The following is a 13,386-nucleotide window of genomic DNA, read 5'->3' on the forward strand; positions in this document are numbered from 1 at the left end:
GGGTTTAAAAAACCACCGTATACATCAATATCTTGAGCATATTGAAAGCGAGCCAAAACACAACTTCTATTAGGTGTATCCCCTGTCTCCAGAACACTAACTTTTAAATAGAAATTTAGCTGGGGGTGGCGAAAAACCTTATACCCTACCTCATAGCTTTGCTGAGTAGCCGTGTTCTGAGTTTTAGCTGTCACAACAACATCCAAAGGGTCTTCAGAGGCTGCAACAACAAGTCGATTACATTGACCAGGTATGATGACATTAGACACCTTAATCATCCCTGAGCCTTCAATAGCGTCGAATATAGTATTGCCCGCAGTCGCAATGTCCAAAGCGGTCAATGTACTGCGAGCTTTTGAATAAAAGAACGTACTTACAGTTCCCATTACTTACTCCACAAAAGGTTTAATGTTTGACATGATTTTGATGCTATGCTTGGTCGGAATTACTGACTTTCAATCAGTTCCCCATAAATGGTTTCATTCTTCCAATAGCCTTTTTGATCATGCCATTTTACATATTCATCAAAAAAGTTTTGTTCCCCATAAGAGTGAATACGGTCTTGCACATAACCCATAATCCATTCCATGACATTACCAACATGACCATATTGGCGACCTGCAACCTCTACTGTATACATTTGAAACTTGGGTAGATGAATCAAAATATGCCAGTCGATTTTTTTAATATCACTGGCATATAAATCAGCCTTAAAACCTGCGACACCTACGGATTGTGTAGGTGGTTTTATAATTTCACTCATACTTCTACACCACCTATATCATCTTTAAGATCAATGAAATCCCCTTTCATTTCAAAGATTTTTCTTGCGGAATTATCCCACGTAACGTCAATGTTGCCGCCATTTGGGGTGACAGGTAAAGAAACTGCTTTGTCGATAAACCCGATAAGATGATGCTTTTTACAGTCTTGATAAATTAAAATTCCTGTTATGTCGTTTCCAGAAACGCAAGGAAAGGAAATATCGTCAGCATCAAACACGTAATCTTCAAATGACTTATTTTTAAGCTCTACTGGCTCACTTGAAATATTTATTTTGGGTATCTCAGATAAAAATTTATTGTCTTTATCTGGCGTAAAATAACCATTTAATAAGACAGCGCAGATTCTATCGCTCTCTAGGTTAAGTCTTTTTTTTATCAGCAAGGTTTTAACTTGATTGAATATAAAACTCATGCAACTTATCCTCCAAAGCCTTTTGTACTAAAAGCAATTCATGCTGCTGTATATAACCTGCCAAATGTTCACAAGGTATAATGAATCTCCCATGTTGCTGTGCGAACATAACAACATGGGACTTGTGCGGATTCTGCTTTTAAACCTTAAAAATCTTATTTGTCATCTGTATTCGCTTGAGTTCGTTACGCTCAAACCGCCTTTAGGGCTGCTGCAACTTTCATTGCAGATTAGACTATATCTTCACCTCTAATGAGGGCTTGGCACTTCGGATTACTTAATCCTACGCCTTGCGGCTAGTCGTTGAGGCTTCACCTGTACGGTGCTTGCCTGCTGATTACCCAATCCTTAAACTTTTCAACCATTCACGCTTGCCATTTCTAGCTACGTTGTAGGGTTAAGGCTCTAAGGGCTTTCCAGCATTTCACCAAGTTTTCAATGTTAATCACTTAACAAAGTGGCGCAAACTTCACCATTATCCCAAGTTACGATTATCAACAGCATTCAGTATAGTTCGCTACGTTATACCCGTTCCTTTCAGAACCGCTTATGCTTTCACATAAGTTCAGACTATATCATCACCCTAAGTTAGGGGCTGGGCGCTTCGTGCCGCTTGGCACTACGAGTAAAACTCTAGTCGTTGAGGTTTCATCATATTGCAATAGCAACTTAGACGCTTACCTGCTGATTGCCTAATCCTTACCGTTTTTAAAACCATGACGTTTATCTTTTCAAATTCCGCTTTGGTCGTAAGGCTCTAAAGGGTTTCCAGCATTTCACCCAGTTTTATGGGGACATAATACGTTTATCCCCACCGTTTGGCGTAATCGGTCACGCTGCCAAACGATTGCTATCAATTACTTGATAGAGGCTCACCGAATTTAAGCCTGTCGCAGTGTCAATATAAGCAATCAACGGACTTGTGCTTTCTGTACCTGTATCAGCATAAATCACAATTGCTTCAATTGATGCACCTGATACTGCTGTAAATGTCACATCAGCTCCATCAGCTGCACCGCCAGTAGTAGCTTTAGCAGTCAAAGTAACTGGACCTGCAATACGTGCCGATGTTGGAATATCAGACAAGTATTGGTGAACCGCTGTTTGTGGTGTATATGCACCTGTATCAACCAAGATGACCTTAATTGTGTCGGTCATCCAGTTAATTTGTGCCTCTAAAAAACGCTGCCGTGCAAAGTCAAATAGTGTGTTTGCCATGTGCTTGAGTCTCCGTAGCTGAATCTGAAGCACTCATGCGCTCATGTTTAATTTCAATATGATTATCTGCTTCAACACAAATTCGAGCCAAACGTCCAGATTTTTCAAGTAGCTGAACTTTTGTCTCGCCTATATGCAGCGTATCGCCAATTTTTATATCTAGGTTGAGTTTGCCCATCTTGTGCATCTTCATAACAACATGGGCTAAGTATGGAGGGGAATATTTAAATGCTCACGCCTTACAGGGGTTAAAATAATTATGGAAAAAATGGTTGCACCACGTGTGGAACATCTTCACGGGTCATTCGACGCAGATCGCTATCAGGGCGTGGACCAAAATAATCAGTAAAGGCCTGCTCTGCAATTGCTGCTCGGTTCGGGTCAAAGAACTCAGAATCAGGTACGCTAAATGCCCGATACAACGCCCAATTGATTAAATGCACATGATGAATCTGGTTAATTTCTGGAATATCGGTATCATTCTGCATGGGTGAGAACGGAACACGATAGCCCTCTAACTGCAATTCACCCGACACATCGGGAGTAGGGACAAGCCTAATCGTTGTATCATCCTGAATAGCAAACTGTGGCATCCCATTTAAACGCCTCCAATTTTCAGGACCATATCGCTGATCTAAATATTCTGGAGAAACAAGAGATAAGCTAGAGCCACGAAATCCGTTATCTGGTTCAAACCAAACTTGCGTTAATTCATAAAGTGATGGGTGTAATTGATATTGTGAACTACTTGCCGTTACAGCGATTTTACATACATCTGGACTCTGACTTTCATGCAATAGTCGTGAACGTATACATGCTTCATTGACTGCATCATTTAGCCATGCAATAACATCAATATCTTCATTGAAATAAGGTTCTACCTTATCATTGGCATCTACACGAAAACGACGTAGCAATTCACTTAATACCATCAGACCACTCCAAAGCTATGTACTTTCTCAATAGCGATAGCCTGTAGGTCGGCAAGTTTCAGATTTTCCTGAATATCATCACCATAACGAGCCTTGATGTATTCTTTTACAGAATCCTTAGTTCGCATACCCTTGATGGCTTCGATTTCATCAAAAATCTTATCTTCTTGCTGACGTTCTTCTTTCTGTTTTTGCTCTAAAGTTTTAGCAACCGCATCCTCAACTAATGCAGTATTCTCTGACCCAGCATCGACACGTTCAAACTCGGTATGCGCTAAAAACTTCAATGCAGTATCTTCTGGCAGAACGACTGTTTCTCCACGCTCAAAAGTAAGACCTGTGCCGTACAAATGGTCCTTGAAGCGCTCACGTGTTTTGTGAATATATCGAACACCTACACCAACAATCTGTTTTTTAGTAAGTACCGCAGTAGACTTCTGACTATCCAAAATCTGTTTTTGCAGTTTAACCAATTGGCCACTTAGCCCTAAATAATCATCTGGATCAGGCAAGTCTTTAAGCAAATGAACTACGGTTTTAAGTAGATGGTCCTTTGCTCGCTGCTCAGGTGTCAATTCTGCATAAGGTAAAATATTTGGATGGGTTTTATTCGCCAAGTCTTTGACTTCACCATATACCCAGCCATTTGCTTCCTTGTCTTTCAACCATTCTTCATGTGATTGTTCAGGTGTTGCATCAGGATTTGCAAGATGCATTTCTACACCAGCAATCGCACTGTTACGCTGCCAATCTAGCGCATCATCCCAAGCAAGCTGTTCATCACCCATAGATGCACAGTAGGCGACATTAATACTGTATGCGATTGCTGCAATCAAACTAATTTTCATTTTAACTCTCCAAATAAAACAAAGGGATAGATAATCTAAAAGTCACCTATCCCTATAATTTATCCACTGGAACCTATTAACGAGGACCAGTTAATTCACCAGACACTACCACCTTAATATCGGATGCCTTTGCGTTGGCAGCACCACCAGTGGTTAAGGTCAAAATGGCATCCTTGGGTAATGTGACCAGCTTCGTTCCATTTGCTCGTAATCGCGCTGCACTAGATAAAGCGCCAGCATTGATAAAATATGCTGCATCCTGCGGTGCTTCCGTAGAATCAACGCCATCAGCATATTTAAAGCCTAATGAACCTGTGACTGTTGCAGACATTGCAGTGGTGATAATCACTTGAGCATCATCTAAACGCATACCACCTGGTAATAACCCAAGTTCAATGACATCCCCTGATGCAACTGCAGCTGTAGAATTTGAATCAATTACTGCGCCTGCTGCGGTTGTCGCTAAAGTAAATGCCAATGCAGTTAAGTTACCAAACGGTGCTGCGCCACCAAACATAAGCGGATTACGCTTGCATTTAATTGTTGCCATGATTGAAATACTCCAAAAAATTAAAGAAAGGCTGTACAGTCACTTCGACCATACAGCCTGTAAATTAAGAACCTTGCAGTTTCACCACGGTATCAACCGTAACAATGCCGTGATCGGTGTATTGGAACTCGCTACCATCGCCATTTACATCGACATTGAAGCGGATTTTCTTCACACCACGAATTGCACCCACCAGCAACTCGGCTTTATCACCATGATCCAGTTCTTTTTCAGACCAGAAATACGAAACGCCTGTACCTTTATGTGCGGCAAATGCTTCTGCCAATGCCTGACCACCCAAGATAATTGAACGATCCACCGCATAACCAGCACCCAAAGCAGGAACTAAAGCATCCGCTTCTGATTCACTGGTATAGCTTGTTGAATAGCGAATCGGGTCACCTGGGTTAAAGCGAATCGCATGGGACATCTTGCGGATTAAGAAGTTGTTCCACAAACCAACTTCGCCACGGAACAATGGATGGTTTTTCGCATTGGAAGAACGTGCCACTGCATTACTGATCAATGTACGGAAGCCCTGCTGTTTGGCAAACCAACGGTACTGTGCAGGTGACACAATCCATAAACGCAATGGTTCATCGGTTGCAGCCTCATCACCCTCAACCTGAACACATGGAGGTGGTAAAACCATGTCATCCATAACTGAACGCATACTATCCACGGTATCCATTGTGAACAGGTCGGTTGTTGCAAAATCAGCTTCACCAGCATTCACTTTGAAAGGTTGAACTGCATCCCCAGCAACAATAAAGTGCCGATTCTTGGTCGGTGCCTTAACATCATTGACCATGATCTGTTTAAACTTTGGATGTGAAGTAAGCGGCACAGCCCATTCAGCACTATTCTGGTAACCACGTGCACCGCATAAATGTACCAGTGTTGATAAATCAGAATAACGATCCATCAGATCCTGAGCAATTGGTCGACCAATACGACGAAAATCAACTGGTGAGCGAATTGAAGTCATCACGTTACCAAGATCAATTGGGAAACGTGCCTGATCTACTCGTAATCGATCTTCCACAATCGACATGCCTGTACCACGGCCCTCTGCATATTCGCTACCCATGATCGGGTATGCATTTACAGGTTGAATCAAGTTATAAGTAACTTCATCGCCTTTCTGCTTACCCAAATCCATCACACGAAGGATAGGCATATGAGTCGAAGTTTCATTTTTAATTTGGCTTGCCGCGCTTGACTCGCCATTTTGCATTTTGCCTACCATGTTATTGATTAGGCTTTTACGACGTAAGCTTTTTGCAAATAGTCCTACCGACTGTTGCACAGCATTTGTTTTGTCGCCATAAGCGGCATTTGTTTTACCTGGCATGATTTATTTCTCCACAACAATGTAATTAAGCATTGCGTGCGTAATAAGCGTCGATCTGCTCTGGTGTCCATTTACTCATCTCTGCAAGTAATTCAGGACCAGATAGGTTAGCTAGACGCTCATCATTGGATTGTCCTGTGGGATTGCCAGCAGGAAAATCCGTCACGCTATGCGGAACGTTTGTTGGAGCTTTGTTCACAGCTTGCATCGCTGCCACACGTACAGCATCATTTTGCTGTTGTGCAGCCTGAGTTGATTGTGTTCCAGACTTATACAGTCCCAAGAGTTCAACAACTTGTGAAGCTGAACCTTTATTTAAAACTGTGTTGTACGCATCCTTGGTAATGCTCGGCTGATTATCCAGCCATGCACTAAATTCCTTGGACTCCACGATGGATTCAGCATCAGGATGTGCTGTAAAGATTTCATTAAAATGCGCTTGTTCCGCACTCACCTGTTGTTGCTGTTGCATTGGTGCTAAAGCAGTTTCTAATTTCTGCTGCACCATTGCTGATACACGCATATCAACAAGTTTCTGAATACCATCGGCTAAACCTTTTTCGTCAAAATCACCAAATATTGCAGGGTCTACACCCTCATCAATCGCCTGTTGAACGATATTCGCTTGGTTATCCTGTACGGTTGGGGCTACACCGTTATCTTTACGTTCCTGTGCACTGGTTTGAAGCTCTGCAAGCTGCTGCTGTGCAGTATCAAACTTTTGCTTCCATTCCTTTTCACCGTTTCGTGCTTCCACTAACTTTTCATAAGGAATGGTGTGCTTACCATCTCTGGCAACAATCACTGCATTTTCAGCATTCAACTGGCTTTCATCGACCGTTGGTTGCTGCTGTTGTGCCTGTTGCGTACCGCCTGCTGTATCAGTTTTGTCATTTCCAGCTTGGGTAGTGTCTGGCTCACTACCAATTTCCGCAGCTTGCGCTGCGGTATCGCCATCATTCATCGACTGACTTAATAGTTGCGATGCAAGTTCTGGTGTAATGTCACCTGATTCAATCAACTCTTGTTGTTGCTCTGTAATGTCCATGTCGTTCCTACTACTTATCGCTGTAGCCGCTAAGGTCTGAATGGCTAGAGTTATCTAGCGTTTAGCTGCTGATTGCTCAACATGAGACAAGTTTCAATGAATTAGATATGATGGCGTTAGCCTTACAGGGGGTACAGAAATGGCAGAATATTGTGCTCAATGCGCCAAGCAATATGGAATGAGTAATGGGTTTATCAATGAATGTAAGCCGAACTATCTAGCAAATGTTATTTGTGAAGGTTGTGGTGTAATTCAGGTGAATCACAAAGGTGAATGTGTGAGCCATGATTGCGACAATGGAAATCATGCCGTTGAATGGAAAATCAAGAAATAAAAAACCAGCATATTGATGCTGGTTTAAAAGTCTATTCGATAAATTTAAATCAACTCATCTAATAATGCAGTCATTTTGGTTTCAGCTTTTTTGCGTAAATCATTATTGATATTTGGTAAACTCAATAATTGAGTAAGCAAGTATGCATTTTCACGATTATTTAAAAGTTTAGTTCGATGAATGCATTCACCAACACTACCACTGACACATGCTTGGTTATCATTTGTAGGATTGGTGGATTTAACAGCATCACTATATTTAATTTCTAATTCAGGCAATTCAGAAACTATAGGGCTGTCTTGCAACTTCCCAACATCCACACCTTGACTTGCAAAATGTTCTTGGATTTTAATTTGATGGTTTAATTTTTCTTTCAGCAAATAACCCTCAAGCATCCATACTTTGTTGCGAGCATTTTCACGAGCAACCTTTTTGCCAATTTCAGGATCAAAGTTTTCAGGACTTGCACACGCTGATTCACCTGTGACTGTAAATCCATTTTTAAGAACTAATACGCAAAATGTGAGCTGTGCTAAATGTGGAAATTCTCCACGATTACACATTTCGGGAGGTGAGTTTGTTGCGCCATCTTCGGCTGTAAAATAATGCTCTTCAACAATCACCGCATCAATATGATTAGGCGTTAAACGTGGCGCATTTAAGTTTTTAGATTGAATTTCTTGCTCAATTTGCTGTTCAGTATTCAGACCAGAAATAATAATATCTTCGCCAGCTATTACTGAGAATTGTGCTTTACCCACTAAAACTAAATTAAATAATGTTAATTTATCACCATTAACATCCCATGAATCTGCTTTAACAAAATCTGCAATCTCAGCAGCGTTGTGGCTGCCATCTTCATTTATTTTAAAGGTCATACAATGTTGTTGGTTGTTATTAGGCATTCGCTTAATCCTCAATAAAAAGACAGTCGATTTGACTGCCTTATTATCTGCGAACAATAAAAATTACTCTTGCCTTACAGGGGTGGGGATTGGACATCCTGGTGGGTTGCGATCTCCCACTTGTGATACGCATCAATTGTGCTGTCGATCACTACGCTACACTGCATCGCCTACAGATTCAGGATTAGTCCAATAACTTATATTACCACAAATTATCACTGGTTCGTAGAGTCTCAATTCCCTGCATTCCTGTTGAGCCTTGTTGTGGTACTGGTGGATTCATCGGGCTAGTATTCTGTTGAACCTCTGCTAATCCCTCACTGCCAAGCTGAGCGCCCTCACCCTCAATATATGGTGAACGCACATCACGGGCTGCTGTCTGCTCTGCTGTCGGGAAATTAGGATCATCACCAATCGGATTCGGCCGCTGATAGCCTGCACCTTTCATAATCTCGTCAGCAATAGGTGCGATCTGTGGCATCATTGCTACCTGTGAACCTCCTTGCATTGCTGAATATGCAGCTTGCACACCAATTTGTACTGAACGTGCGTCTATTTCCTTAATTTCACTTGCTGCTTTACGCTCTTTCAACTCCAGTTCACGCAATTTAATCTCATTACCTGCATCAGCCAAGGCCTGTTTAACGGCATCCTGAATTTGTTGCTGGATTTGCTCTGGTGTAGCGGCTTGAGATGCGTCCTTAATGGCTTGAATAACATCTTTCTTGAACGGGGTATCAGTAAGCGCAATAACATAAGGCAATACAGCAACCTGAATATTCGCTGGTAATGACTTGGTAATCTCTGACAACGCATTCATTTGTTGTTCCATAAAGCTTTTTGAACTCGGAACATCGGACAATGCAACCATAAGCCTTGTGCGTTGCACATCATTGGAAAGATATGAGTACCCCAGCTCGTCCACTTCGGGTTTATTGATATGCACTCGACGTTCTTCCGTGACTGCATCACCCTCGATGATGACCACTTCCTCTTTCTGCCCAAGGTCCTCAATGATCAGGGCGATCAGTTGCTCGCCAACCAATGTACGTGATTCCCTAAAGTTATCCATCACCTTTTGCATTGAGCGATCAGACTGTTCAACCTGAATGGCTTCCTGCTTGCCTGACGTTGCTGTACCCTGCTTGCCCTGAAATCCTGACGTAATGCTACTGGTACGTTCAATTGCCTGTCGACCATCATTCAATAACTGGAATTGATGCTGGTTTAATTCAAAGTCTCGATCTACATCAAAGCGTGCACCTTGCTTCTGCATGTGTGCTTGATTTAATTCAATGTAACTGTCAGGGCGAGCGATTTGTTGCCGTACTTGCATTGGTGTTAAATTAGTAGCTCCTTTTGTTGCTGTTACTCGGACACTACTCATACCCCATCGCAACTTGGCTTGTGTACTATTTACCAAGTCCTGCGGATACTTCATGTCACGGATAAAACCAAACGGCACACGTGTATTATCCTCTCGAAATGCAAAGAACGGCACGTATGGAAAGTGTTTATGCGGATATGGTGACGGTGAATCATGCAACTGATGTGGACCAATCCAGTAAGCACGACGTACACGGGCGACTGTTGCACGTTCTGGTATTGCATGGCCATTCGCTGCTGCAAATAAATGGGCAGGATTGTTATCATCAAACTCAACGATGCGACCATCGTTGAATCGCAACATAATGACTTCAACCCAACGTCTATACCAGTATTCACATACCAGAATCTCTTTAGACGATGGATTGTACCAATACTGTTCTTCCAGCGACCAAGCGCGTTGATTCACCCAAGCATTGCTTAAATTTGTGCTCTGTCCACCATCTAGCACTCCATCCTGTTCCCACCATGATGAACCATGCTGTGCAATACGTTCAATCAGTTCTTTATGCTGTGAAAATGCAACTTTCAAACGTTGTGGGTGCACCCAACGCTTACGTCTAAGCCAGCGTGCATCACTTAAATCATATTCCTGGGCTTTCATATCCCAATGTATTTCATTACGGTGCACTGCTAGACAGCGATACGGGTAAGCCAGTGGATCAGATTCTCGCTTAACTTCCACCCAACCTAGGCCACAACATATCATCGGTCTAAATGCGTCAGTACAGGCCTTGTCAGCCTTTGACTGACGTTCAGCCTGATTCAATTTATAGTTAAGGGCATCTGCAACATCATGTCCATCTGGCTCACCATTCGCTGTCACACGCCAATCTGTACGTGTGCTTGTCTCAAAACCCTCAATGGCCCGTATCGCTGGACCAATTAAATTCTCCACTGCAGGCGGTATGCCAATCTCTTTCATGCGTTTAAGCAGGTCACTATCCAATTGATTACCATCGGCATAGTCCATTTCCTTGTCTGCGGTACTACGCCAAAGCGGCTGGTGCTCAATCTCGTAGTTTATCTCTTGGACTTCATGTAAATTTAGTACAAGCTCGTCATCGGCTGGCGTATTGTCTGTCATGTTCATAGCTCCATATTTCTACACTAGCCGCCAGTCTGTCGGCTCATCGTGATATGTATCGTGCATATCATCCTGTCTTTTTTCACTTTCACCTAAACCTACACGGCTTTGTGTGTACGCATAATCACCCAACAAACCTGATTCCTTTGCCTGTGCATGCTGTCGTAGAGCATCTGCACCCTCACTACAACCATTGGCCTTGTTTGGTACATCAATAAAGCGTTTTTCAGTCTGGGAAAATTTCTTTTGATAACCCTCAATCCGTTCTATACCTAATTTGCATCGTTTTTTATCAAACCAGTAATTTTTCATACATTTACGGGTTAATTGAATGCCTGTATTCAACAAGGTAATGCGAGGTACGATTACAAAATTATGCCCAGGTAATAAATCCTCTAATTGTTCCAGTGTGGATTTGTTGAAATCACCTAAACGTCGATGTGCTGCATCATGGGGTAAATAATGTGTACCAAATACATAACCATGACTGGTTAGCTCTGCAACATAATGCTGTAGGTTCTCACCGTGGGCTTCATAACAATTAACAAAACGGTCCTGTTGGTTCATTGACTGGTGATACCAAATAAAACAGCCATCACTATTTCCAATATCCCAAAAAGTGTTTACAGGCATATCAAGGACTTCAACCTCACATACACCGCCACGTCTTCTAAGTGCCAGCATATCCTTGGCATAATAGTTTCCATCTTTGGCAACCTGGAATGCCTCATCAGGAAATGATGGATATTCTTGCCACATCTTCGATTGATCACCACGTAGGTCATTGTCACGTGTTAAGACATACCATGCCCGTTGATCAGGATCGATACGGCAATCAATGTTCATGACCTCTTTGACTTTTATTTGAATTTCATCAAAATAAGCATGATCTTCTGGTGAAATAAAAATAGCTGACGCATCAAGGCGATATTTAGGTTCTTGCCACCAAGCATAAAAATGAAAGCGATATTCCTTACTATTTAGTATTTTGCGTAAAGCGTAGTTTTTCTGTGCAATCTGCACCATTTCATAGAAAGAACCATTACGGCCCTCTGCTGTTGATTCAATAACAAGAACACCGTTGGTTGGTACGGTTGGAATTGAACCCTCAATAACTTCATCATCTTTGGCAGGATCTGTTGCACAGATTTTACCGAACTCGGAAATATGTAAGCGGTGAATGGTTCCTGAACGGAAAGAAGTTGCTACACGAATGGTTGAGCCATTATGGGCAAACTCCATTTCTGACTTATTACAGGTTTTGAGTGGAAAACGCTCACGTATCTCTGGCGGTAAATTATCGTAGGCAAACTTAATCTTATCTTTGAAGATGTTATAAACCGTTGGTAAATCCTGAGCGATAATACCGCAGTTCTGGTTTGCGTTAAAAAGTGCGTGGTCAAGCCAAAGTACACATATCAGTGTCGTAAAGCCAAGCTGACGGGCTTTTAAAATAATGTTGCGGTACCAAAGCCGATCCATAAACCTAATCTGGGCTTCATTCGGCTTAAATGGCATTTCAAAGGATTCTGCTACCTGCAATACGCCATATTCATCCCTAAAATCATCACCTTTAATTTTAATCTTATACAGGCAACCTGAAAAAATACGCCAAATAGGGTCTGCAAGGCAGCGTTCCAGTTCTTCCTTATTTGTTGGTAGAGGCTTCAGAGCAGCATTAAACACGTCATTTCACCTCATTTTGTATAAATTTAGGCAAAATAAACGCGTGTACGTGAATAGAATAATTTTGATGTGGGTCAATCATCGTGATATTCACGTACACGGCATTAATTCTCATAGTCTTTGTCCTGTGCAACTGGTGACAGTGCTGAACTATTACCCTGAGAGATACGATCAAGTAGTGCTTGAAGTGGGTCTATCGTTGTATTGTTCTTATCATCAAGATCAAATGCCTGACGTTCCAAACGAATCAATGTGCTAAGAGCATCACTTAAATCTTTGGCTGCTTTCACACGACCTGGCAATGAAATGATTTTGTGGTAAATATCGTTTAATTTATCCTGACCTTTCTCATCCTCATCTCGCATGATCTCGCCAAGCTGTTCCAGTAGTTCAGCATTTTCCACACCGACTTGATGCTCCAGTTCATCAAATAGCTTCATTGTGATTGAACGGGAACGCTGAATATCCTTACGTTGGGACAATCGTACTGCTGCCTGTTGGTGTGCATTGGCATCAATAGTTTCTTTTTCTGAAATAGTGTTTTGGGTGCGTACTTCACTGCGTACTAAATCTTTGCGTACCAAATCCTCTGCTTTAGCTTTGATTTTTGCAGATAGATCACGAACCCAATCTTCACGCTTGGCACGCTTACGAATTGCACCCTCTGAAATTTCATGGTCGGTTGCAATTTCACGTAATGACTTAATACCAGCCCGATAATCGAGTTCAATTTTTTCCCAATCAATTACTTTTTTTTCAGCCATGTGAGGAATATATTCCGCAAGAAACCTCATATTGGTTTAATGATCATGTATATATGTGGGGGAGGTCTAACCTTAGA

At 42.0% G+C, this 13,386-nt stretch carries 14 protein-coding genes; 1 reads left to right on the plus strand and 13 read right to left on the minus strand.

What is annotated here, in order from left to right; translation table 11 throughout:
- Positions 1-445 precede the first annotated feature (445 nt).
- The 9 genes from F973_RS09135 to F973_RS09175 form a co-directional block, all read right to left on the minus strand.
- Positions 446-763, minus strand: coding sequence for a hypothetical protein (locus F973_RS09135; protein WP_004761364.1), 318 nt, complete (start codon positions 761-763; stop codon positions 446-448).
- On the minus strand, positions 760-1,197 hold the full coding sequence (locus tag F973_RS14185) for a hypothetical protein (RefSeq protein WP_004761365.1): 438 nt from the start codon (positions 1,195-1,197) through the stop codon (positions 760-762). The genes F973_RS09135 and F973_RS14185 overlap by 4 nt, the downstream gene beginning before the upstream one ends.
- Positions 1,198-2,028: 831 nt before the next feature.
- The gene (locus tag F973_RS09145) at positions 2,029-2,415 is read right to left on the minus strand and encodes a hypothetical protein (RefSeq protein WP_004761368.1); all 387 of its coding nucleotides are present in this window, start codon (positions 2,413-2,415) and stop codon (positions 2,029-2,031) included.
- Positions 2,396-2,593: a hypothetical protein gene (locus F973_RS09150; RefSeq protein WP_228127461.1), complete on the minus strand. Its 198-nt coding sequence runs from the start codon at positions 2,591-2,593 to the stop codon at positions 2,396-2,398. Before F973_RS09150 ends, F973_RS09145 begins: the two co-directional genes overlap by 20 nt.
- 79 nt (positions 2,594-2,672) lie before the next feature.
- Positions 2,673-3,347 (minus strand): phage adaptor protein, encoded by a 675-nt coding sequence (locus F973_RS09155; RefSeq protein ID WP_004761371.1) that lies wholly within the window; start codon positions 3,345-3,347, stop codon positions 2,673-2,675.
- A complete protein-coding gene (locus F973_RS09160; protein WP_004761372.1) occupies positions 3,347-4,195 on the minus strand; it encodes a RyR domain-containing protein in 849 nt (282 codons plus the stop codon). The genes F973_RS09155 and F973_RS09160 overlap by 1 nt, the downstream gene beginning before the upstream one ends.
- Before the next feature lie 76 nt (positions 4,196-4,271).
- On the minus strand, positions 4,272-4,745 hold the full coding sequence (locus tag F973_RS09165; protein ID WP_004761374.1) for a hypothetical protein: 474 nt from the start codon (positions 4,743-4,745) through the stop codon (positions 4,272-4,274).
- A 64-nt stretch (positions 4,746-4,809) separates the two neighbouring features.
- Positions 4,810-6,099: a phage capsid family protein gene (locus F973_RS09170; RefSeq protein WP_004761375.1), complete on the minus strand. Its 1,290-nt coding sequence runs from the start codon at positions 6,097-6,099 to the stop codon at positions 4,810-4,812.
- Between the two features lie 25 nt (positions 6,100-6,124).
- Complete coding sequence (locus tag F973_RS09175; protein WP_004761377.1) at positions 6,125-7,147, minus strand: hypothetical protein; 1,023 nt, start codon at positions 7,145-7,147, stop codon at positions 6,125-6,127.
- 139 nt (positions 7,148-7,286) lie between these two features.
- Between F973_RS09175 and F973_RS09180 the strand changes: the two genes are divergently transcribed.
- The gene (locus F973_RS09180) at positions 7,287-7,481 is read left to right on the plus strand and encodes a hypothetical protein (RefSeq protein ID WP_004761378.1); all 195 of its coding nucleotides are present in this window, start codon (positions 7,287-7,289) and stop codon (positions 7,479-7,481) included.
- 44 nt (positions 7,482-7,525) lie between these two features.
- Here the strand turns inward: F973_RS09180 and F973_RS09185 are convergent, their stop codons facing one another.
- From F973_RS09185 to F973_RS09200, 4 genes are all read right to left on the minus strand, one after another.
- Positions 7,526-8,386, minus strand: coding sequence for a Gp49 family protein (locus tag F973_RS09185; protein ID WP_004761379.1), 861 nt, complete (start codon positions 8,384-8,386; stop codon positions 7,526-7,528).
- A gap of 202 nt (positions 8,387-8,588) precedes the next feature.
- On the minus strand, positions 8,589-10,859 hold the full coding sequence (locus F973_RS09190) for a portal protein (protein ID WP_004761381.1): 2,271 nt from the start codon (positions 10,857-10,859) through the stop codon (positions 8,589-8,591).
- 18 nt (positions 10,860-10,877) lie between these two features.
- Positions 10,878-12,545 carry a terminase large subunit gene (locus F973_RS09195; RefSeq protein ID WP_004761382.1) on the minus strand — a complete coding sequence of 556 codons (1,668 nt, stop codon included), beginning with the start codon at positions 12,543-12,545 and terminating at the stop codon, positions 10,878-10,880.
- A 104-nt stretch (positions 12,546-12,649) separates the two neighbouring features.
- Positions 12,650-13,309, minus strand: a complete 660-nt coding sequence (locus F973_RS09200) for a hypothetical protein (RefSeq protein WP_034432587.1) — start codon at positions 13,307-13,309, stop codon at positions 12,650-12,652.
- Positions 13,310-13,386: the final 77 nt, after the last annotated feature.

Origin of the sequence: Acinetobacter sp. CIP 102129, from assembly GCF_000368305.1 — a bacterium.
Taxonomy (GTDB): Bacteria; Pseudomonadota; Gammaproteobacteria; order Pseudomonadales; family Moraxellaceae; genus Acinetobacter; species Acinetobacter parvus.

Coding starts and splice junctions, on each gene's coding strand:
- F973_RS09160 (WP_004761372.1), bottom strand. CDS start 4,195: ATGAAAATTAGTTTGATTGCAGCAATCGCATACAGTATTAATGTCGCC.
- F973_RS09145 (WP_004761368.1), bottom strand. CDS start 2,415: ATGGCAAACACACTATTTGACTTTGCACGGCAGCGTTTTTTAGAGGCA.
- F973_RS09180 (WP_004761378.1), top strand. CDS start 7,287: ATGGCAGAATATTGTGCTCAATGCGCCAAGCAATATGGAATGAGTAAT.
- F973_RS09150 (WP_228127461.1), bottom strand. CDS start 2,593: ATGGGCAAACTCAACCTAGATATAAAAATTGGCGATACGCTGCATATA.
- F973_RS09135 (WP_004761364.1), bottom strand. CDS start 763: ATGAGTGAAATTATAAAACCACCTACACAATCCGTAGGTGTCGCAGGT.
- F973_RS09185 (WP_004761379.1), bottom strand. CDS start 8,386: ATGCCTAATAACAACCAACAACATTGTATGACCTTTAAAATAAATGAA.
- F973_RS14185 (WP_004761365.1), bottom strand. CDS start 1,197: ATGAGTTTTATATTCAATCAAGTTAAAACCTTGCTGATAAAAAAAAGA.
- F973_RS09200 (WP_034432587.1), bottom strand. CDS start 13,309: ATGGCTGAAAAAAAAGTAATTGATTGGGAAAAAATTGAACTCGATTAT.
- F973_RS09190 (WP_004761381.1), bottom strand. CDS start 10,859: ATGACAGACAATACGCCAGCCGATGACGAGCTTGTACTAAATTTACAT.
- F973_RS09175 (WP_004761377.1), bottom strand. CDS start 7,147: ATGGACATTACAGAGCAACAACAAGAGTTGATTGAATCAGGTGACATT.
- F973_RS09165 (WP_004761374.1), bottom strand. CDS start 4,745: ATGGCAACAATTAAATGCAAGCGTAATCCGCTTATGTTTGGTGGCGCA.
- F973_RS09170 (WP_004761375.1), bottom strand. CDS start 6,099: ATGCCAGGTAAAACAAATGCCGCTTATGGCGACAAAACAAATGCTGTG.
- F973_RS09155 (WP_004761371.1), bottom strand. CDS start 3,347: ATGGTATTAAGTGAATTGCTACGTCGTTTTCGTGTAGATGCCAATGAT.